Origin of the sequence: Hamadaea sp. (assembly GCF_013362815.1) — a bacterium.
Taxonomy (GTDB): Bacteria; Actinomycetota; Actinomycetes; order Mycobacteriales; family Micromonosporaceae; genus Hamadaea.
Window position 1 is genome coordinate 39,697 of sequence record NZ_JABFVK010000035.1, and the last position, 18,822, is coordinate 58,518.

Here is an 18,822-nt window from a genome sequence, read left to right on the forward strand (position 1 = left end):
CCGAACCCGTTTCCCAACAGGAGTAGCTATGAATCGCACGAGAATTGCGGTCGCCGCGGTGACCGTCCTATCTGCCGTGCTCATGAGCGCGTGCACCGGCACCGATGCGCCCAGCGGCAGCACCGGAGGCGCACCCGTGGTCGGCGTCGACTACCCCCGGTCCGACACCGACTTCTGGAACTCGTACATCAAGTACACCCCGCAATACGCCACGCAACTCGGGCTGGACCTGAAGACCACCAACTCGCAGAACGACGTGGCGAAACTGACCTCCAACGTGCAGACCTTCATCAGCCAGGGAGTCAAGGGCATCGCGATGGCGCCGCAGGACACCGCCGCCATCGCCCCGGCGCTGCAAACCCTGGCCACGAAGAAGATCCCGGTGGTGACCATCGACACGCGCCCGGACCAGGGCGATGTGTTCATGGTGGTACGCGCGGACAACCGCGCCTACGGCGAGAAGGCGTGCCAGTTCCTGGGCGCGAAGCTCAAGGGCACCGGGAAGGTCGTCATGCTGCAGGGCGACCTCGCCTCGATCAACGGACGCGATCGCACCGAGGCGTTCAACGAATGCATGAAGAAGAACTACCCGGGCATCACGGTCTTCGGGGAAGCCACCAACTGGGACGGCGCGATCGCCTCCCAGAAGCTGCAGATCCGGCTCACCGAGCACCCCGACATCAAGGGCGTTTACATGCAGTCGAGCTTCGCCCTGGCCGGCACGCTGCAGCTGCTGAAGCAGCGTGGCCTGCTGACCGCGCCGGACGACCCCAAGCACGTGTTCGTCGTCTCCAACGACGGCATTCCGAAGGAACTGCAGGACATCGCGGCCGGCAACATCGACGCCACCGTCTCCCAGCCGGCTGACCTGTACGCCAAGTACGCGCTGTACTACCTCAAGGCAGCCATCGAGGGCAAGACATTCCAGCCGGGGCCGACCGATCACGACAGCACCATCATCCAGGTGCGTGCCGGAGTGCTCGAAGACCAGCTGTCAGCGCCACTGGTGACCCGCGACGGCGCTGTCTACGGCGGGGTGCAGAGCGTGAAGCCCGATGACAAGTCCCTATGGGGCAACAACATCAGCTGACGAGCCCCGAAGGACGGTAGGAACATGAGCGGCGACGGAGAGCGCTCCGCGACCGCAGCCACCGGCGATGGGCAGATCCACGTGGGCCTGCCTGTCGCCGAGGCGGCGCATATTTCCAAGCGGTACGGTTCCACGCTGGCGCTCGACGACGCCGGCATCACCGTACGCGCCGGTGAGACCCATGCGCTGGTCGGACGCAACGGCGCGGGCAAGTCCACACTGGTGTCGATCCTGACGGGGTTGCAGGCTCCGGACACCGGAGAGATCCGGTTCTCCGGCGTACCGGCGCCGCGGCTGTCGGACCGCGACGCATGGCGGCGTCACGTTGCTTGCGTGTACCAGAAGTCCACCATCATCCCGGAGCTCAGCGTGGGCGAGAACCTGCTGCTCAACCGGTACGAGCGGAGCCGCAGCGGGCTGATCAACTGGCGGGCTCTGCGGCACCGCGCGCAGGAGCTTTTGACCACCTGGTCGGTGGAGGTCGAGGCCCAGACCCGAGCGGCCGAGCTGAGCGTCGAGCAACGTCAGTTCGTCGAGATCGCCCGAGCGCTGTCGTTCGGCGCCCGGTTCATCATCCTGGACGAGCCGACCGCACAGCTGGACGCCGCAGCGATCGCCCGGCTGTTCGCCCGCATGCGCGATCTGCAGCGGCAGGGCGTCACCTTTCTGTTCATCAGCCACCATCTGCAGGAGATCTACGAGATCTGCGACATGGTGACCGTGTTCCGCGACGCGCGGCACATCGTCACCGCACCGGTCGGGGACCTGCCTCGGGGCGAGCTGATCGCCGCGATGACCGGAGAGGCAGGCGGCCTGGAGGCACCACGGTCGCGTACGGCCCTCGGCGGGACGGCGCAGGTTGTCCTCGACGTGGCCGCTCTGTCGACGGCAGGCACCTTCGACGACGTGACGTTCCAGGTACGCGCCGGTGAGATCGTAGGGTTGGCCGGATCAGGCGGCAGCGGCAAGACCGAGGTCGCCGAGACCGTCATCGGACTGCGAACCGCCGACTCCGGCACCATCGCAGTCGCCGGACACCGCCCTCGGCCCGGTGATGTCGGCGCGGCGCTGGCCGCCGGTGTAGGGTTCGTCCCCCAGGATCGCCATCATCAAGGACTCGTCTCAGGGATGTCGGTTGCCGACAACGCCACGTTGACCATCCCGCAGCGGATCGGATCGGCAGGCTTCCTCAGCACCCGTCGCCGCGACGCCGTCGCCGCGACCCTGATCGAGGATCTCGCGATCAAGGCGCCAGGGCCGGATCTGCCGGTGTCCGGGCTCTCGGGCGGCAACCAGCAGAAGGTCGTCATGGCGCGCGCCTTGGCCAACGATCCGAGTCTGCTTGTGCTCATCACCCCTACCGCCGGTGTCGACGTGCGGTCCAAGGAGTTCCTGCTCGGCAAGGTCGAACAGGTCGCCGACTCCGGGACCGGTGTCGTCATCGCCTCCGATGAACTCGACGACCTGCGGCTGTGCGACCGGGTCCTGGTGATGTTCCAGGGCCGCATCGTTGCCGACATGCCGAGCGGCTGGCGCGACCACGACGTCGTGGCGGCCATGGAAGGACTGACCATCGATGCCTGAGATCATGACCACGTCGGATGCTCCGGCCAAGGGTCCAAGCGCCGTGGCCGGGCCTCGCAGGATCGCCGGGAAAGTCGCCCTCGCCCGGCTGCGAGACCTCGCGCTAGTGCCCGCGGTCATCATCATCGCGATCGTCGGGCAGGTCATCAATCCGGTGTTCCTGAAGCCCGACAACCTGATCAACATCGGGCAGACGATGTCGGAGATGGCTCTGCTCGTCCTCGCACAGACCATAGTCCTGGTCGCCGGGAAGATGGACCTGTCGCTGGAATCGACTTTCGGACTGGCCCCGGGCGTCGCGGCGTGGCTGACTGTCGCCGTCGGGGCCGGCCACGGTCTCGGTCTGATCCCCGGCGGCTGGGCCGTTCCGATCACCCTGGCGGTCGGGGCGCTCATCGGTATCGCGAACGCCGCCCTGATCGTGCGTTTCGGGCTGCACGGATTCATCGTGACTCTCGGCATGCTCATCGTCCTGCGTGGGCTGCTGACGGGAATCTCCGGCGGCCAGACCTTCTTCAACCTGCCCGAGTCGATGATGTACCTGGGTACCGCCGTGTGGTTCGGCATACCGGCGTCGATCTGGATCTGCCTGGCGCTGTTCGCCGCCGGTATCGTCCTGCTGGGCTACACCAGCTTCGGGCGGTCGCTGTACGCCATCGGCGGCAACGTCGACGCGGCGAAGGCGGCCGGCATCCGCACTGACCGCGTCCTGTGGACGGCCCTGGTCGGCGCCAGCGTCCTGGCTGCCCTCGGCGGGCTGATGCTGTCCGGGCGGCTGGCTTCCGTCGCGGCCTCGCAGGGCAACGGGGCCATCTTCACGGTGTTCGCTGCAGCGGTCATCGGCGGTGTCAGCCTCAACGGAGGCAAGGGGACCATGTTCGGCGCTTTCACCGGAATCCTGCTGCTCTTCATGATCCAGAATGTGCTGACCCTCGCCGGTGTGCCGGCCCAGTGGATCGGCGCGCTCAACGGCGCCATCATCCTCATCGCACTGGTCGTCTCCCGGATCACCGGAGGCAAGGCCCAGGAGTAACGCGCCGTCACCGCCGATTCACCAGCAGAGTCCTCATCCGAAGGGAGCCCTACATGCGAGACTCAAGGAAACGGGTGGCCAGCGTGATCCGCTTGCGGCCGGAGAAGGCCGAGGAATATCGAACGCTGCATGCGGCGGTTTGGCCCGCCGTTCAGGAACGGATCCGGGCCAGCAACATCACCAACTATTCGATCTTTCTGCGCGACGGCCTGCTTTTCGCGTACTTCGAGTACGTCGGTGACGACTACGAGGCGGACATGGCGGCGATCCGCGCCGACGAGATCACCCAGCAGTGGTGGAAACTGACCGACCCTTGCCAGGAGCCGCTGCCGACGGCCGATCCGGGCGAGTGGTGGGTCGAGGCCGAGGAGGTCTTCCGCTTGGATGAACACCAGCACATCGGCGAGGACGGACGATGAGCTCGCCGGGCGCGGACGGACCGTTCGAACCGACACTCGCGTCCCTTGCCGACTACCAGGTCCCGGACTGGTTCCGTGACGCCAAGCTGGGCATCTGGGCGCACTGGGGTCCGCAGTCGGTGCCGCGTTACGGCGACTGGTACGCGCGCAACATGTACCGCGAAGGCTCCGATCAATACCGCTACCACGTACGCACCTACGGGCATCCTTCCGAGTTCGGATACAAGGACGTCGCAGCGCTGTGGTCGGCCGAGCGGTTCGATCCCGAGTCGCTGATGGATCGATACGTGTCGGCTGGTGCCAAGTACTTCGTCGCCATGGCGACGCACCACGACAACTTCCTCAACTACGATTCGGCGCTGCACCACTGGAACTCGGTCAAGGTGGGGCCTCGGCGAGACGTCGTTGCCGCCTGGCGGGCTGCCGCCGCGAGGCACGGGCTGCCGTTCGGGCTCAGCGAACACCTGGGTGCCTCGTTCACCTGGTGGGCCGGCAACAAGGGCGCCGACGAAGCCGGCCCGTATCGCGGCGTGCCGTACGACGGCACCGACCCGGCATACGAGGATCTGTATCTGCCGAACCACGAGCACTACGAGCAGACGCGGGGCGACTTCTTCCAGCCGTGGTACACGCCGAATCCGTGGTGGCATCGGCGGTGGCTGGCGCTCGTCACCGAGATGATCGACCGCTACCAGCCGGACCTGTTGTACTCCGACGGCCCTCTGCCGTTCGACACCGACGGCCACGCAGCTGGAGCGGCAGCGGTCGCGCGGCTGTACAACACCAGCGCCGTCCGGCACGGGGTCAACCGGGCCGTTTACACCCAGAAGGACCGTGATCCGAAGCTCGCTGCGATCGGCGTACTCGACATCGAGCGCAGCCAGGAGCCAGACATCCGGCCCGAGCCGTGGCAGACCGACACCTGCGTGGGCGGCTGGTTCTACGACGTGCGCTCGATCTACAAGACACCCGGCCACGTGCTGGAGATCCTGGTCGACATCGTCGCCAAGAACGGCAATCTGCTGCTCAACATCCCGCAGCGTCCGGACGGAACGCTGGACGACGAATGCGACCACCTGCTCGCGGAGATGGCCCGCTGGATGACCGTCTGCGGAGAGGGCATCTTCGGCACCCGCCCCTTCCGGGTCTACGGCGAGGGGCCGAGCCAGGTGCTCATCGACCACTTCCGCGAAGAACAGGTGCCTTGGACCGCGCGCGACTTCCGGTTCACCCGGCGGGGCGACATCTTGTACGCATTCCAGATGCGCTGGCCCGCCGACCGCCGGGCAGTCATCAGCACGCTGACGCCTGCCGATTCCGTGCGCTCGGTACGCCTTCTCGGGGCCGGCACTGTTTCGTGGCAGCAGACGGACGCGGCCCTGCTGGTCGAGCTACCCCCGACCGGCCCGGCGGGCGACGTCAACTGCCTGGCGATCGAACTGGCCGGTCATTGAGCGCTTCCACGCGCGTCAGTCCGGCAGCCAGCCGAGTTCGTGCGCCAGGGTCTTGGCGACCGCACGGATGCGGCCGTGTAATGCCGACTGCTCACGTGGGAGAATCAGGTGGAACGCCAGGGTGGGCACGCCCCGCAGCGGTCGCCAGGTGAGACCGGCCGGTTGGGTCGTGGCCGCGGCTTCTCCGGCCGGGGCGAGGGTGACCCCGTCGCGCAGGTCACGCTGAGACATGTCGAACGAGACTGCAGACGTGTGGATTCGGGCGGGTGGTCGGACGTCCCGGAACAGTGCGGACAGCTGATCGTGGACCACAGGATTGGCCGCTCGGTCTGGGAGCCGCAGCGGATACGCCGCCGCATCGGCGATCTCGATCTCCGGGCGTTCGGCCAGCGGATGGTGCTGCGCCAGCTGGACTCCGATGCGCGTACGCCGCAGCAGAAACCGGCGTACGCCACGGCCCGGTTGTTCACCGCGGGTGATCCCGGCATCGATGCGGGCGTCGGCGACTGCGGCGGAGATCTCCGGTGTCGCCATCGGGACTGCGCTTACCTCGAGTCCGCTGTTCTCCCGAATCAGTCTGTCGACCAGGGCCGGTGCCGTCCCGGCCCCGGCGCTGAGGCTGTATCCGATGCGCAGCGTGCCCAGTTCACCGGCTGCCGTGCTCCGGGCGGTGTCCCAGGCCCGGTCCAGCGCGGCTAGTGCGGGCGGCGCGGACTCCGCCAAAGCCGCACCGGCTGCCGTCAAGACGACGCTGCGCGTGTTGCGGACGAGCAAGGCCGTACCGAGTTCCGCCTCCAATCGGCGTACCCGGGCGCTGAGCGCCGGCTGTGCGATCCCGATCCGTGCGGCCGCGCGGGTGAAGTTCAGCTCCTGTGCCAGCACCAGGAAGTACCGCAGGCTCACCGTATCCGGTGCCACGTTTCCTCCCCGTCGATTGATCACGATCCGTTCTGAGTCTATGCCGAACTGATCTTTCCCTCGACCGCGCTTCAAGCTCTAACCTGCGCATACGAGCGTCACATCGAAGTCGGAGCTGTCCGGCCGAACACAGGAGGCTTCCATGGCCAAGGGCTACTGGGTCAGCGTCTACCCCGCTATTTCCGACCCTGGCAGGCTGACGGCGTACAACGAGTTGGCCCGTCAGGCCGTCCAGGCTGGGGGCGGGCGCACCCTGTCCCGTGGCGGTCGAGTCGTCGCCCACGAGGCGGGAATCACGCAACGAGTCGTTCTGGTCGAGTTCGACAGCTTTGAACGGGCCGTCGCGGCATACGAGAGCGAGGCATACCAGAAGGCGCTGGTGGCGCTCCCCGAGTCCGTCGAGCGCGACTTCCGCATCATCGAAGGCATCGACTGAGCGGCGTGTCCGTCGCTACGTCGGCATAGGTGCGAGTGTGCTGAGTTTGAGCAGGCCGTCGCGTAGCCAGAGGGCGGACTTCCAGCGCGTGAGGTTCTGCGCCCGCATGGCGGTGGTAGCGATGCGCTGACTCGGTCGCCGGCGCGCGTGGTCGTACGCGGCCAGGCCCTCGGCGACGTTGCGAGCGTCACGCAGGCAGTCGGCCAGGGCGACGGCGTCGATGATCGCCTCGCAGGCGCCTCGGCCGAGGTCGGGTGTCATCGCGTGAGCGGCGTCGCCGAGCAGCGCGATGTTGTCCCGCACGTAGGTCGGCAAGGTGGGGGTGACATAGAGGTCATGCCGCAGAATCCCGTCCTCGGTGATCGCGTCGAGGACCTCGCGCATCGGGCCGTGCCAGCCGCCGAACATCTCGTGGAGCCGGACGAGTTCCCGGCCAGGGCGGAAGTCCCGCTCGGGGGCCAGGCTGGCGCCGTACCAGTTGGTGCGTCCGCCTTCCTGCGGGCCGCAGCCGAACTTCCGTCCGCCGCTTCCCCACGTCTCGGTCATTCCATCGATGGGATGGTCGTCCAGCCAGCCCCGCCAGGCGGTCATCCCCGTATAGCGGGCGCGGTACTGCTCGCCGAACAACTGCGTACGCGTGCGGCTGAAGATCCCGTCGGCGGCAACGACGACATCGTGCCCGGAGGTCAGCCGGTCGACGTCATCCACCGGTTGTTGGAATCGCAGCACCTGTGGCGGGGTCGCTTTGTGTATCAGCTCGAGCAGCGCCGGGCGTGACAGGCTGTACACAGTGTCGCCGGCTCGCTGGGTGAGCTTCGCCATGTTGATGCTCGCGATGAGGCTGCCATCCGAACGGCGGAACTGGGCAGTCTCCGCGGTGCTGCCCAAGCTGCGTACGCCCGCGCCGACGCCGATCCGATCGAGTGCCCGGGTCGCTGACGGCCACATGCCCAGGGCCGTTCCCGCTCCAGACATCCCCGGCTCGCGCTCGAAGAGCGTCACGTCCCAGCCGTCGGCGTGCAAGGCGCTCGCCAAGGTGAGCCCGCCGATACCGCCCCCGATGATTGCCGCTGAACCACGCATGTGTTCAACCTACTACATATGTAGTGGATGGCACAACGCCTGTAGTATACGTGCGTGATCTCCCGCCGCGATCAGATACTGGATGCCGCCGTGCGGGTGCTCGGTGCGCAGGGCGTCCGGGCGTTCACGCATCGCGCGGTGGATGCGGAGGCTGGTGCGCCGGCCGGCACCACCTCGAACTACTTCCGCACCCGCGACGCGCTGATCGACGGCGTTGTCGAGAGATTCGCCCTGGTCGAGCGCCTGGCCTGGGAGGACATCGCGCAACAACTGCGGCCTGGTTCACCCGGCGAACTCGCTACCGCCATCGCCGCCTACGCCCAGGACGCGACCGGACCGCACCGCGTTCTCACCCTGGCGCGTTATGCGATCTTCATGGAAGCTGCCCTGCAGCCGCGCCTTCAGCAAACGCTCGCAGCGACGGCCGCCCATGTACGCGTCTGGATGGGCACCTGGGTCGCGGGTGTGGGCGTCCCGGATCCGGACTACGCGGTCGGGGTGCTGATGAACCACATGGACGGCATGATGCTGCACCAGCTCGCGTTCCCGGACCCGGACTTCGACCCGGGGCCCATGCTCAAGCGCGTGATCGACGGATTGCTCCGTTAGACACTTGACCTGTGCGGGTGGGTCTCCGGCATGGCAGACTCGAAGTGTGGCCGCACAGGACGAATCCTGGCGCTTAGAAGCCGACGACGAATGGCTGGCACGCCATCAGTCTCGGGCGATGGCCAACGTCCGGCGGCGCTTCAGTCGCATCCTGATCGCCGGCGATGCCGTCAGCAACGCCGAACTCGGCCCGTTCGGCGGGGCACCACGTAACCCGAGTCTGCGCACAGCGCCCGCGCGCTACGCGGTGATCCGGCACGTCGTCGCGGTGTACGCGTACACGTCGATCCGTCTGATGCTCGAGTACTGCCAGCGCTGCGGGCGGCCCATGCAAGAGGCGCACCATGTGGCGACGGTGCGAGCCGACGGCGTACGCCTGTCGCTCGGCGCGGTTCGTGCGTGCCGAAGCTGTGACACCGAGTCGTGGCTGTTTCGCTCCCACATGCCGGCCGTCGCCAAGGCGCGACGTGCGGCGGCCAAGACCGTGCTCTGACCGATACCGCTCCTAGGTAAGACCGTTCCGTGGATCATCGATCAGGAACAGCACTCCTGGCACACCCCAGATCACCCACATCGCGCCGTCGTGCCCGGGCCGTCCACGTCGACTTCGGGACCGTCCGCCGCGAGGCTCCGACGTGGGGGATGCTGTGGGCGTGGAGTACGTGTCCAGAGTGCCGCGACCGCCGCTGGACGGGCTGATCGACGACCTCTACTACCTGGAAGGCCCGCCGCCGTACGCTCGGCTGCTACTGCCGCCGATGCCCGGCGCACTTCTCATCGTCAACCTCGGGGAGCCGTTTCTCATCCGCGCCGGCGCCGAGATCGAGACGGCCGAGTACGCCGACGGCTGCGTGATCACCACGCCTACGCGTGCGTTCGAATTCGGCTACCCACCCCGGACCCGATCCGTCGGTGCGCACGTCAAGCCGTGGGGGCTCGCGCCGTTCCTGCCGATGCCCGCGGTCGAGCTGTGCGACCGGCCCGTGACGGTCGAGCAGGTATGGGGCCGGGCTGCAGTTGCCGAGCTACGAGATCGGCTGGCCGCCACGGACGGACCGCACGAGATGCTGACGCTGTTCGAGAACGAACTGCTGCGGCGACTGTGCGAGACGGCCGGCCTGGGGTTGGTCCGCCACACGAGCAGCGTCATCGCGGCGACGAGCGGCGCGGTGGCGATCGGCGACCTGACCGCGGCAGCTGGCGTCAGCAGTACTCATCTGGCCCAGCGGTTCAAGGAGCACATCGGCGTCACGCCGAAGCGACTCGCCCGGACTCAGCGCTTCGCCGCCACCATGCTGGCGCTCGACTTCACCGAATCGATCGACTGGGGCGGCGTCGCCGCCGGCGCGGGCTACTTCGATCAGGCCCACTTCGGCCACGAGTTCCGGGCGTTCACCGGGCTCACGCCGACCCGGTACGCCGAAGTCCGGCGACGGTTCCTGAGCGAACATCCCGGACACGCGTTGGACGGCTGGTCGTTGCCGGCAGATTGATTTTCTACAAGAACGCCAGCTCACGGCACGCTAGCTTGGGGACAACCCGAGTAAGGAGAGTTCCGTGGGCAAGGTGGTCATGTACAGCTCGGTGTCGGTCGACGGGTTCATCGCGGACGACAACGATCAGCCCGGACCGCTGTTCGACTGGCTGTCCAGCGGCGACGTCCCGCTGGACGAGAGCGGCGTACTCAAAGTGTCGCAGACGTCCTACGACTACACCCGGGCGTACTGGGACCAGATCGGGGTGACGGTCGCCGGTCGCCGCGTCTTCGACCTGACGGACGGCTGGGATGGCAAGCCTCCAAGCGGGATCGACAACGTGGTCGTCGTGACGCACCGGCCGGCCCCCGAGGGCTGGGATCCCGAAGCGCCGTTCCACTTCGTCGACGGTGTCGAGGCAGCGATGGCCAAGGCGCAGAAGCTTGCGGGTGACCGCGTAGTCGAAGTCGCCGCTGGGGACGTCGGTGGCCAGATGCTCGCCGCCGGTCTGATCGACGAGGTACGCATGGACGTCGCGCCCGTCGTGTTCGGGTCCGGCAAGCGCTACTTCGGGTCGGTCGACGCTCAGCACCTGCTGGCGGATCCGGATGTCGTGATTCAGGGCAACCGGGTGCTTCACCTGCGTTTTCCGGTTCGCCGCTGAAAGCGGGCGCTTACCCGGAGATGGCCAGTCGACCGGCCATCTGCCGTGAATGCCGGGGCTGCGATGATCAAGTGAATCGGGCTTGCGGCGATCAGCGCAGTGCGGCGATCAGCTCCGGCAGTGGCTCGATGACGAGGAACGTGCCGCCGGTCGGGTCGGCGATGTACGCGGCCGTGCCGATGTCGGCGTCCACCGGTCCGGCCAGCACCCGCCCGCCCAGCTCGGACGTACGCTTCACGACCTCGACGCAGTCGCCGACCTGGAGGATCGTGCGCCAGTGGGGTGGCGTACCCGGCGGGTAGTGGCCGCCGTTCATCATGCTGATGCCGCCGACGACCCGGTTCGCCGAGATCCACTCGTAGTATTCGTGGGCCTCGGTGGCGGTTCCGATCCGCTTGGTCCAGCCGAACACCGTGCCGTAGAACGCGGACGTCGCATCCATGTCACGAGTGACCACCTCACTCCAGGTCACCGCGCCGGGTTCGTCGACGACCTCGGCTCCGGCGAACGCAGCCCCGGGGATCGTTCCGTGTTGCCAGACGCCGACGACTGCGCCAAGCGGGTCGGTGAAGACGGCAGACCGGCCTCGTGGACCCCATTCGGTCGTCGGCCCGAGGGCGCTGCCGCCGGCGTCGAGTATCTGCTGAGCGGTGGCGTCGATGTCGTCGGTGGAGATGTGCGTCAACCAACCCGGCCGCTGGTCCGGCGTACCGGAGTCGGCCGGGATCTCGGCGAGACCCGCCACGGCGAGATCGCGAAGCAGGAAGACGGTGGCGCCGTTCTTGGCCGCTGCCGTCCAGCCGAAGAGGCCCGCGTAGAACTCCGCGGTGGCGGCGGCGTTCGGGCTGTAGTGCACTGCCCAACACGGTGTTGCCGGGGCATAGCCTCGTACTCGCACCTGGTGTTCCTCTCTCAGCTCGACGCGCCTAGGACAGTCACCATAGGACAGCCGAGCGTCGCGTTGATCAACCGTAGAGTCAAACGCCCGCGCGATGCGGCCGAGGTGATGTGGACTCCCGATCGAGCTGGACGGTGCGTTCCATGTCCACACTGGATGGTGTATGGCCGGGCTGGCGTCCGCCGGGCGGGGCCGCTACGGTGCCCGCGTGGGTATCTACCTGGTCGACATCGGCCCCGACAGCTGGGCCAAGGACGAGATCACCTTCGGCATCCGCTCGCTGCTCGATCGTGCCCTCGGCGAGCGGGGACTCGAACCTTATCCCGGGCCGGACCATGAGTCGGCGCCGGCGGAGAGCTTCGAGGAGAAGATCGCGCCGGATCTGGACGGTTTCACGGAGTTGTGCGCCGAACACGGAGCTGACGAGGTGCTCGACGCGGCGTTGTTCGTCCCGGTGCTGTTCGACGGCGTGATCACCCTGCCAGTCGGCAACGCGTACGACGAGGAGAGCACTCGGGTTCTGAGTTCACAACGGCTGCGAGACCTGGTCGCGCCGATGGCGTACCAGATCGGCTTGCCTGTGGAACTGGCGCGCGGCCCGCTCGCGCTCAGCACGAGTATCGAGGACCCGGTCGCCTTCTACGTCGCGGTTTATCGGCAGGCCGCCGAGTTCTCGCTGCGCCACGGCTGTCCGATGGGCTACATCTAGATCTCTTCGCGCCGGCGACGACGGGCGGTGATGCCAGCCGGTACGCTCGCCGCTCAAGAAGGGGCGAAGACCATGACGGACACGATGACCTTGTGGCGGCCGACCGGTCCGCAGGAGCTGGAGCTTGTACGCGCCTCCGGCTGGACGGCATGGCCGCCTAGGCTGCCCGACCAGCCCATTTTCTATCCGGTCCTCAACGAGCAGTATGCGATCATGATCGCCCGGGACTGGAACGTGCCCGCCTCGGGCGTCGGCTACGTCACGCGCTTCGAGGTGGAACGGGAGTTCGCCGCGCGCTACCCGGTCCGGCAGGCCGGCGGCCGCGACATTCTCGAGCTGTGGGTGCCTGCCGAGGAACTCGACGAGTTCAATCGGCATATCGTGGGGCCGATCGAGGTCGTCTACGAGTTTCGGCCGGACGGTGAGGAATAGCGTTCCGGATCTCTACTGCATTGCGGTGGCGACGGGGTGATCGAACGAGGCGGGGCAGCGGAAGACGTATAGGGCGTAGCCTCGGCCGATCACGACGTCGGTCGGTCCGGGTGAGGCTTGGCTGGTCTCCTCGACCGGCCGCCAGCTGCTGGTGTCTCCGCCCTGCCATTCACCGGAGTCCGCTGTGAACAGCAGCGTCATGGTGGTGCCGCAATCGGCGCAGTTCATCGGGTACGGGTCGGTGAGCGACCAGTTGGCGTACCCGCCGACCTTCCAGCCTGGGGCCAGCGAGAGGTCGTACTGGTAACCAGACCCGTCGTGCTTCTGCTCCCAGGCTCTGATGCGGGACTTGAGGTCGTCGGGCAGGAGGCCGGCGTACGGGAACTCGCGGATCTGCTCGGGATGCACCACGCACGGCGTCGGGAAGTAGTCGTCGTTCACTACTGGCGGCTCGGGCGCTGCATCGAGCAGTCGGCCGATTTCATCGCTGCGCCGCCAGTACACCCGCACGCTCGGGTTGTAGCCGAGCTCTGGATGGTCGAGCGGGCACCACAACACTTGCAGCACGTCGGCGTCGTCGGGGCCGGCGAAGTCGGGAGTGTCTCGCCGGTAGAGCTGTGCCACCGGAATCAGCGGGATGGGTTGCTCGACGAGGCTTTCGGGTTCGGAGTAGTCGTAGTCCGGCACCTGCGCTTTGTCGTCCTCGGTCAGGTCGTCGAAGTCGCCGGACGCGTAGACGGCCCGCATGTGGCGCACCGTCTGCGGGGTCAGCAGCCGGTTGACGTAGTGGTCGCCGCCGTCTTCGCATACCGGCCACGGCTCGTCGGCCGGCCAGAGCAGGGGTCCGGCGATCGAGCTGTCGCCGACCGCCGGTGCGCCGGGCCGTGGATGCAGCCGGGTCGCCGTCGTCGCGTACGCCGTGAGCTCCGGAAACGCGTCGGCGATGTCGAGCGGTCGGGGTGGAGTCGTCCGAGTCATGCCACAGAATGTCAGGATCCGGGGACGGAGTCGAACGTCGCCGGCACCGAGAGCCAGGTGGCCCGGCCGAACGGCCAGAAGAGCACGAAGGCGCGTCCGACCACCGCGTCGATCGGAATGGTCGCCTGCTGCAGGTCGTTGTGCGAGCGCCAGTTCTGCAGGGAGTCGGCGGACTCGTAGCGGTTGTCGCCCATCACCCACAGCCGACCGGCCGGGACGACGATGTCGAAGGTCTCCGGCGCCGCCTGCTGACCGGTGTGGTCGGTGTTGGGCCGGATGTAGGGCTCGTCGAGCGAGCGCCCGTTGACCTGAATCCGGCCCTGCTGGTCGCAGCAGACGACATGATCCCCGGGTACGCCGATCACCCGCTTGATGAAGTCTTCCTCGCTCGGATTCGTCCGCCAGGACATCGGCGAGACGAAGACGATGATCTCCCCGCCCCGGGGGTCCCGGAAGTCGTAGACCAGTTTGTTGACGAGCACCCGATCGTCGATGTCGAGCGTGTGCTCCATCGACGGTGAGGGGATGTAGAACGTCTGCACGACGAACGTCCGCACCAGCAATGCGACCACGAGGGCCACCACCAGGAGTACGGGGAGTTCCTTCCAGAAGGATCGGCTGGACTTGCGTACGCGGTCGGTGGTGGTCTGCTCGTCGATCACGATCGAAGCGTATGCGACCGAAGGCTTCCGCGTGGTCCGGATGATCTCCGGGAAGTGTCGGCCCGGTGCGGCATGATCCTCGTGTGATGGACACTGCCGAGTTGCTCGCCGGAGTCGACGAGATCCGCTGGAGCCGGATGCGGCACGCATACGGCCCGGCTGTCGAGGTTCCCGGGCTGCTCCGGGGCCTGGCCGATGCCGACCCGGCGAACCGCGAGGCGGCGCTGGACGCGATGTACGGCGGGATCCACCACCAGGGTGACGTCTACTCCTGCACGATCGCGGCGATCCCGTTCCTGCTGCGGATCGCCGCCGACACCGGTCGGCCCGGCCGGGCGGAGGTGGTCGAACTCCTCGGGAGCATCGGGGGAGCAGACGATCCTCAGCCGCGCACCGGCCGGTACGCACAGGCGCGGGCGGCTGTCGCGGCGGCGTACTCGTTGTGGTCGACTTTGATCGACGACGCGGATCCGCAGGTGCGCGCGGCCGTCACCACCGTCCTGCCGCTTGTGACCGAGCGGGCGGCCGAATCGGTGGAGTTGCTGCGGGCGCGGTTCGCGGTGGAGGAGTCCCAGCCGGTACGTATGGCGATCGTCGCGGGTGCGGCCGAGTTCGCCCGGCGAGGAGTCGCGACATCGGAGCTCGCCGGATGGCTCGATCACCTGCTCAACCATGATCACGACAGGCAGGTGAGGCTGGCGGCGCTCGTCGGGACGGTATCGCTTCCCACGCAGCCCGGCCGCCCGGAAGTGGCTGTCGGAACGGCGTTGGAGCTGCTCGACGCCGTCTACACCGGCGGAACGGCGACCGCCGAACCGGCCGGGTTCAGCACCCGTACGCTCGTCGGTTCCCTCCGCGAGCTGCGTGAGTCCGCGGCGGCCGGCCGCCGAGCGCCCGAGGCAGAGCAGCTCGTACGCGACGTCAGTGACGGGTTCGCCGACCGGGTGGCCGACCGCGTCGAGCTGCTGTCCACATTGCTGGCTTCGCCGGACTGGGAGCGACGGATCGACGCGGTGTATCCGGCGAGCAATCTGATGACCGGCTGGCGTGGGTCGTTCGAGCGGATGGTCGCGCTGATCGGTGACTTGTTGGCGGACGAGAGTCGGGGCGTTGCCCGCCGGGCCGTGTACGCCCTTGGGGATCTGGGTGAGCTGGCCCGACCGGCGGCCGACGCGTTGTTCGCGGGTCTTTCCCGGTCGCCGCGTTCGCTGGACGGCTCGGAGCCCACGGATCGGCTGCCGTGGGTCGTGGACTGGCCGAGTGACCGGCCGAGCGTCGGGCCGGCGTTGCGGTCGCTGGTGGAACTCCGGGATCCGAGGGCCTTGCCGATGCTGGAATGGGCGCTCGAACGGGCCGAGATTCCGGGGGATGCCGGGTACCTGGTCGGCCGATACGGCGAATCGGCGGCCCAGCTGCTGCCGCTCCTTCGGCGACGCCTGCCCGAGCAGGACGACCGTCGCCGCGACAGCCTCGTCTACGGGATCGGCGCCCTCGGCCCGGTCGCCGCGGACGCCGTACCCGACCTTCTTGAGCTGCCGATGAACGGGGCGGCGATCTGGGCTCTCACGAGCATCGGGCCGGCTGCGGCTGCTGCGATGCCGAGACTTCGCGAGCAGGCCGCAGCCGCAGACCGGTCGACCGCCGTCGCGGCCGCCGACGCGCTGCACGCCATCGGAGGCGACACTTCCGGGGCGTTGGCGGTCTACGATCGCTTCCTCAACGGCGATCTCTACGATCAGCGCGCTGCCGCTGATGGCCTGGGGCGGCTGGGCCCGGCGGCGGAGGCGTACGCCCCGAAGCTCCGGAAGCTCTTGCGGCGCAAGGATTCCTATGGCTGGCTACGGCTGGGCGCGGCGAGGGCACTATGGCGGGTCAGCGGAGAAAGCGCCGCCACGCTGCCCGTGCTCGCCGAGGTCTGGCAGACCAACGCCCACACGCGTACGACGATCGTCCAGGTCTGGTCCGAGATAGGCCCGGTTGCCGCCGACGCCCGGCCGTTGATCCACGCCGAGCTTGCCCGGGTACGCCGACACAACGTCAGCGAGGGCGCCTACAGCTCGGGCCAGGTCCCCGAGGACGAAGCCCTGCTCGCCGCGTGCCACAGCGCACTGGCAGCGATTACATAGCTCAGGCCGGCGCACCGATGATTCGGTCCACGATGGTGAATCCGGCTCGGCGGGCGGACTGTTCGGCGAGCTCAGCCAGCTCGGCGACCTCGGAATCGCCGGGTGTGTCGGCGTACGCCGAGTCCAGCGTGATCGCCCATCGGGTGTCCTCAAACCGCCACAGCCGCAGCATCGCAGTGGAGCCGTCGAGCGCGCGATAGCCGAACTCCCAGTCTTCGACGTCGGTCAGCCGGCCCCGGCGGCGCAGGCCGAGATCGGCCCGCAGACGTTCCAACGTGGACTGATCCAGCCCGCCACTCAGCCTGATGGTGAGCCGGCGTACCTCAGGCATCGGTGTCGCTGTCCGGAACGGCGAACGGCTCGGCGTCGCCGAACAGCCGCTGACGGCGCTCGGCCTCCGCACGGCGAAGCGCCTCGCGGGCCCGCTCGGCCTCTTCACGCGTGAAGGTCAGCCGCTCCCGCAGGGCCTCGTAGTCCTCGTCAGTGGGTGTGCGCTCGTCACTCACGCTGCCTCCGATCTGTCGTCTGACCCCGTGGAGCAGATCGAACGGATGGCGGTCAGTCTAGTCAACTAAATACGCCAGTGTCTCGATGAGACCGGGCACGTTTGCGTATGGCATACGCCAGACGTACGTCGTACACTATAATGCGTATGTAGTACGTGGAACGTGGTCCGATTCTCTAGACGGTGGTGTGTCCTATGAGAGCCTGGGAGCTACGTAGCAAGTGCCGACCGGCCGCCGGAGTCCGGGCCACGGTTTCTTCGGAGGGCGTGCTGGAGCTGTTCTCGGAACAGACCTCACGTCGCTATCAGTTCGGCCCGACCGGCACCGCGATCTGGATTGCGTTGCGCCGGAACGACGACGACGCGGACGCTGCCGCGGACATGCTGTCCGAGCTGTGGGGGACCGACCCCGAGGACACACGGTTCCGAGTTCGCGAGTGGATCGGCGAACTACGTCAGATCGGCCTCGTCCGAGTGAAGCACTAGGGGTTGCCGATCTGACGGCTGTCGATGGCATACGGGGGTCGCACATCCACCGGCCGGGTGCGACGGTGGGCCCGGCCCCGCCGACCACGTATCATGCGCTGTGCGAACGTAGTAAGCGGCGGATGATACGCGTGGCAGGCGAACAGGAGGCTGGTAGGCGATGCAGGACGACGGCGTTGTCGGACTCCCAGCCAGTTTCCAAGCCGCGTGGGGCCGCAAGGTCCGTCCGACGAAAGGACCGCGGCCGGGACTGAGCCTCGAGCGGGTCGTCGAGGCCGCCGTGCAGCTCGCCAGCTCGCACTCGCTGGACGCCGTGTCGATGAGCCGGGTCGCCAGCGATCTCGGTGCCTCCACGATGTCGCTGTACCGCTACGTGGCGTCCAAGGACGAGCTGCTCGAGCTCATGATCGATGCCGTGTACGCCCCGGTCGTCAGTGTGCCCGACTCGGACGCCGGCTGGCGCGCCCAACTGTCGACGTGGGCCTGGAGCAACCTGCGTGTGCTGCGTAAACACCCGTGGGTGCTGCGCATCCCGGTGCACGGATACCCGATGACGCCCAACCAGATCGGCGTGATGGAGAACGGGCTTCGCGCGCTGTGGGACACCGGCCTCGCCGAGAGCGAGAAGCTGTCGGTGATCATGCTGCTGACCAGCCTGGTGCGCATCCACGTGACGCTCGGCGGCGCGGTGACCGACGCGTTCTCGGAGGAGGGGCTGAGCGAAGTCCGGGGGACCGCGGCGTACGGGAGCATCCTGGCCCAGCTCGCGCCGGCGGCGAGCTTCCCGGCTCTGCACGCGGTCATCGAGGCCGGTGTCTTCGACGAGCAGGACCACCCCGACTTCGGCTTCGAGTTCGTCCTCGAGCGCGTGCTCGACGGCGTCGAGGCGCTCGTGCTGCTGCGCGCGGTGAATCCGGCCGCGACCACGCCCGCCTCCGCCTCCTAGGCACGTCCGGCCAGCTCATCCACCCGACCAACCGGGCGTCTGCTAGGGGCCCCCGGTGATGGGCGGTAGGGGTTGACCGGCGATTTACCGGCTGGCTAGCTTCGATTTCGTTCTCCCGGCCTGGCCCGCCGGACTTCACCCGCACGCCCGGCACCATTCGCACCTGCTCACCCCGGCACCGAGCCCGAAAGCCGAGCCCGAAAGCCGAGCCCGAAAGCCGAGCCCGACGACGGAGCCCGACGACCGAGCGCACCCGCGCCGGACGGCGATCCATCACGTCCTGGAACAGCCGGGACCGACCAAGCCGAGATCGAC

The 18,822-nt window shown here is 67.8% G+C and carries 22 protein-coding genes; 15 read left to right on the forward strand and 7 right to left on the reverse strand.

What is annotated here, in order from left to right:
* Window positions 1–28 precede the first annotated feature (28 nt).
* From HOV77_RS18150 to HOV77_RS18170, 5 genes are all read left to right on the forward strand, one after another.
* Complete coding sequence (locus tag HOV77_RS18150; RefSeq protein ID WP_290863596.1) at window positions 29–1,090, forward strand: sugar ABC transporter substrate-binding protein; 1,062 nt, start codon at window positions 29–31, stop codon at window positions 1,088–1,090.
* Between the two features lie 24 nt (window positions 1,091–1,114).
* On the forward strand, window positions 1,115–2,674 hold the full coding sequence (locus HOV77_RS18155) for a sugar ABC transporter ATP-binding protein (RefSeq protein WP_290863597.1): 1,560 nt from the start codon (window positions 1,115–1,117) through the stop codon (window positions 2,672–2,674).
* Window positions 2,667–3,707 carry an ABC transporter permease gene (locus HOV77_RS18160; RefSeq protein ID WP_290863598.1) on the forward strand — a complete coding sequence of 347 codons (1,041 nt, stop codon included), beginning with the start codon at window positions 2,667–2,669 and terminating at the stop codon, window positions 3,705–3,707. Before HOV77_RS18155 ends, HOV77_RS18160 begins: the two co-directional genes overlap by 8 nt.
* A gap of 74 nt (window positions 3,708–3,781) precedes the next feature.
* Window positions 3,782–4,126 (forward strand): L-rhamnose mutarotase, encoded by a 345-nt coding sequence (locus tag HOV77_RS18165; protein ID WP_290863599.1) that lies wholly within the window; start codon window positions 3,782–3,784, stop codon window positions 4,124–4,126.
* On the forward strand, window positions 4,123–5,580 hold the full coding sequence (locus HOV77_RS18170; RefSeq protein WP_290863600.1) for an alpha-L-fucosidase: 1,458 nt from the start codon (window positions 4,123–4,125) through the stop codon (window positions 5,578–5,580). Before HOV77_RS18165 ends, HOV77_RS18170 begins: the two co-directional genes overlap by 4 nt.
* Window positions 5,581–5,595: 15 nt before the next feature.
* On the opposite strand, the gene HOV77_RS18175 is transcribed toward HOV77_RS18170, so the two are convergent.
* Window positions 5,596–6,498, reverse strand: coding sequence for a LysR substrate-binding domain-containing protein (locus HOV77_RS18175; RefSeq protein ID WP_290863601.1), 903 nt, complete (start codon window positions 6,496–6,498; stop codon window positions 5,596–5,598).
* A 142-nt stretch (window positions 6,499–6,640) separates the two neighbouring features.
* On the opposite strand from HOV77_RS18175, the gene HOV77_RS18180 reads away from it, so the two are divergent.
* Window positions 6,641–6,934, forward strand: a complete 294-nt coding sequence (locus HOV77_RS18180) for a DUF1330 domain-containing protein (RefSeq protein ID WP_290863602.1) — start codon at window positions 6,641–6,643, stop codon at window positions 6,932–6,934.
* Between the two features lie 15 nt (window positions 6,935–6,949).
* Here HOV77_RS18180 and HOV77_RS18185 read toward each other — a convergent pair whose 3' ends face one another.
* Window positions 6,950–8,017: an FAD-dependent monooxygenase gene (locus HOV77_RS18185; RefSeq protein WP_290863603.1), complete on the reverse strand. Its 1,068-nt coding sequence runs from the start codon at window positions 8,015–8,017 to the stop codon at window positions 6,950–6,952.
* 54 nt (window positions 8,018–8,071) lie between these two features.
* Here HOV77_RS18185 and HOV77_RS18190 point away from each other — a divergent pair, with 54 nt between their 5' ends.
* The 4 genes from HOV77_RS18190 to HOV77_RS18205 all read left to right on the forward strand — a co-directional run bounded on the left by HOV77_RS18190 (window position 8,072) and on the right by HOV77_RS18205 (window position 10,765).
* Window positions 8,072–8,626 (forward strand): TetR/AcrR family transcriptional regulator, encoded by a 555-nt coding sequence (locus HOV77_RS18190; RefSeq protein ID WP_290863604.1) that lies wholly within the window; start codon window positions 8,072–8,074, stop codon window positions 8,624–8,626.
* Window positions 8,627–8,672: 46 nt separating this feature from the next.
* Entirely contained in the window at window positions 8,673–9,119 is a 447-nt protein-coding gene (locus HOV77_RS18195; protein WP_290863605.1) for a hypothetical protein, read from the forward strand.
* A 160-nt stretch (window positions 9,120–9,279) separates the two neighbouring features.
* A complete protein-coding gene (locus tag HOV77_RS18200) occupies window positions 9,280–10,119 on the forward strand; it encodes a helix-turn-helix domain-containing protein (RefSeq protein ID WP_290863606.1) in 840 nt (279 codons plus the stop codon).
* Window positions 10,120–10,183: 64 nt separating this feature from the next.
* Window positions 10,184–10,765: a dihydrofolate reductase family protein gene (locus HOV77_RS18205; RefSeq protein WP_290863607.1), complete on the forward strand. Its 582-nt coding sequence runs from the start codon at window positions 10,184–10,186 to the stop codon at window positions 10,763–10,765.
* Between the two features lie 91 nt (window positions 10,766–10,856).
* Here HOV77_RS18205 and HOV77_RS18210 read toward each other — a convergent pair whose 3' ends face one another.
* On the reverse strand, window positions 10,857–11,621 hold the full coding sequence (locus HOV77_RS18210) for a VOC family protein (RefSeq protein ID WP_290863608.1): 765 nt from the start codon (window positions 11,619–11,621) through the stop codon (window positions 10,857–10,859).
* A gap of 250 nt (window positions 11,622–11,871) precedes the next feature.
* Here HOV77_RS18210 and HOV77_RS18215 point away from each other — a divergent pair, with 250 nt between their 5' ends.
* Together HOV77_RS18215 and HOV77_RS18220 are read left to right on the forward strand one after the other, a co-directional pair.
* Window positions 11,872–12,372 carry a hypothetical protein gene (locus tag HOV77_RS18215; protein WP_290863609.1) on the forward strand — a complete coding sequence of 167 codons (501 nt, stop codon included), beginning with the start codon at window positions 11,872–11,874 and terminating at the stop codon, window positions 12,370–12,372.
* 72 nt (window positions 12,373–12,444) lie between these two features.
* Window positions 12,445–12,804, forward strand: coding sequence for an ADP-ribosylation/crystallin J1 (locus HOV77_RS18220; RefSeq protein WP_290863610.1), 360 nt, complete (start codon window positions 12,445–12,447; stop codon window positions 12,802–12,804).
* A gap of 12 nt (window positions 12,805–12,816) precedes the next feature.
* On the opposite strand, the gene HOV77_RS18225 is transcribed toward HOV77_RS18220, so the two are convergent.
* Together HOV77_RS18225 and lepB are read right to left on the reverse strand one after the other, a co-directional pair.
* Window positions 12,817–13,782 carry a hypothetical protein gene (locus HOV77_RS18225; protein WP_290863611.1) on the reverse strand — a complete coding sequence of 322 codons (966 nt, stop codon included), beginning with the start codon at window positions 13,780–13,782 and terminating at the stop codon, window positions 12,817–12,819.
* A gap of 11 nt (window positions 13,783–13,793) precedes the next feature.
* On the reverse strand, window positions 13,794–14,444 hold the full coding sequence (gene lepB, locus HOV77_RS18230; protein ID WP_290863612.1) for a signal peptidase I: 651 nt from the start codon (window positions 14,442–14,444) through the stop codon (window positions 13,794–13,796).
* 86 nt (window positions 14,445–14,530) lie between these two features.
* Here lepB and HOV77_RS18235 point away from each other — a divergent pair, with 86 nt between their 5' ends.
* Window positions 14,531–16,570, forward strand: a complete 2,040-nt coding sequence (locus HOV77_RS18235; protein ID WP_290863613.1) for a HEAT repeat domain-containing protein — start codon at window positions 14,531–14,533, stop codon at window positions 16,568–16,570.
* A 1-nt stretch (window position 16,571) separates the two neighbouring features.
* On the opposite strand, the gene HOV77_RS18240 is transcribed toward HOV77_RS18235, so the two are convergent.
* Together HOV77_RS18240 and HOV77_RS18245 are read right to left on the reverse strand one after the other, a co-directional pair.
* Window positions 16,572–16,901 (reverse strand): hypothetical protein, encoded by a 330-nt coding sequence (locus tag HOV77_RS18240; RefSeq protein WP_290863614.1) that lies wholly within the window; start codon window positions 16,899–16,901, stop codon window positions 16,572–16,574.
* Window positions 16,894–17,076, reverse strand: a complete 183-nt coding sequence (locus HOV77_RS18245; protein WP_290863615.1) for a hypothetical protein — start codon at window positions 17,074–17,076, stop codon at window positions 16,894–16,896. The genes HOV77_RS18240 and HOV77_RS18245 overlap by 8 nt, the downstream gene beginning before the upstream one ends.
* A gap of 194 nt (window positions 17,077–17,270) precedes the next feature.
* Here HOV77_RS18245 and HOV77_RS18250 point away from each other — a divergent pair, with 194 nt between their 5' ends.
* Window positions 17,271–17,561: a PqqD family peptide modification chaperone gene (locus HOV77_RS18250; RefSeq protein ID WP_290863616.1), complete on the forward strand. Its 291-nt coding sequence runs from the start codon at window positions 17,271–17,273 to the stop codon at window positions 17,559–17,561.
* A 160-nt stretch (window positions 17,562–17,721) separates the two neighbouring features.
* Window positions 17,722–18,507 (forward strand): TetR/AcrR family transcriptional regulator, encoded by a 786-nt coding sequence (locus tag HOV77_RS18255; protein ID WP_290863617.1) that lies wholly within the window; start codon window positions 17,722–17,724, stop codon window positions 18,505–18,507.
* Window positions 18,508–18,822 lie beyond the last annotated feature (315 nt).

Coding starts and splice junctions, on each gene's coding strand:
- HOV77_RS18240 (WP_290863614.1), bottom strand. CDS start 16,901: ATGCCTGAGGTACGCCGGCTCACCATCAGGCTGAGTGGCGGGCTGGAT.
- HOV77_RS18185 (WP_290863603.1), bottom strand. CDS start 8,017: ATGCGTGGTTCAGCGGCAATCATCGGGGGCGGTATCGGCGGGCTCACC.
- HOV77_RS18150 (WP_290863596.1), top strand. CDS start 29: ATGAATCGCACGAGAATTGCGGTCGCCGCGGTGACCGTCCTATCTGCC.
- HOV77_RS18255 (WP_290863617.1), top strand. CDS start 17,722: ATGCAGGACGACGGCGTTGTCGGACTCCCAGCCAGTTTCCAAGCCGCG.
- HOV77_RS18220 (WP_290863610.1), top strand. CDS start 12,445: ATGACGGACACGATGACCTTGTGGCGGCCGACCGGTCCGCAGGAGCTG.
- HOV77_RS18250 (WP_290863616.1), top strand. CDS start 17,271: ATGAGAGCCTGGGAGCTACGTAGCAAGTGCCGACCGGCCGCCGGAGTC.
- HOV77_RS18155 (WP_290863597.1), top strand. CDS start 1,115: ATGAGCGGCGACGGAGAGCGCTCCGCGACCGCAGCCACCGGCGATGGG.
- HOV77_RS18180 (WP_290863602.1), top strand. CDS start 6,641: ATGGCCAAGGGCTACTGGGTCAGCGTCTACCCCGCTATTTCCGACCCT.
- HOV77_RS18235 (WP_290863613.1), top strand. CDS start 14,531: ATGGACACTGCCGAGTTGCTCGCCGGAGTCGACGAGATCCGCTGGAGC.
- HOV77_RS18225 (WP_290863611.1), bottom strand. CDS start 13,782: ATGACTCGGACGACTCCACCCCGACCGCTCGACATCGCCGACGCGTTT.
- HOV77_RS18170 (WP_290863600.1), top strand. CDS start 4,123: ATGAGCTCGCCGGGCGCGGACGGACCGTTCGAACCGACACTCGCGTCC.
- HOV77_RS18160 (WP_290863598.1), top strand. CDS start 2,667: ATGCCTGAGATCATGACCACGTCGGATGCTCCGGCCAAGGGTCCAAGC.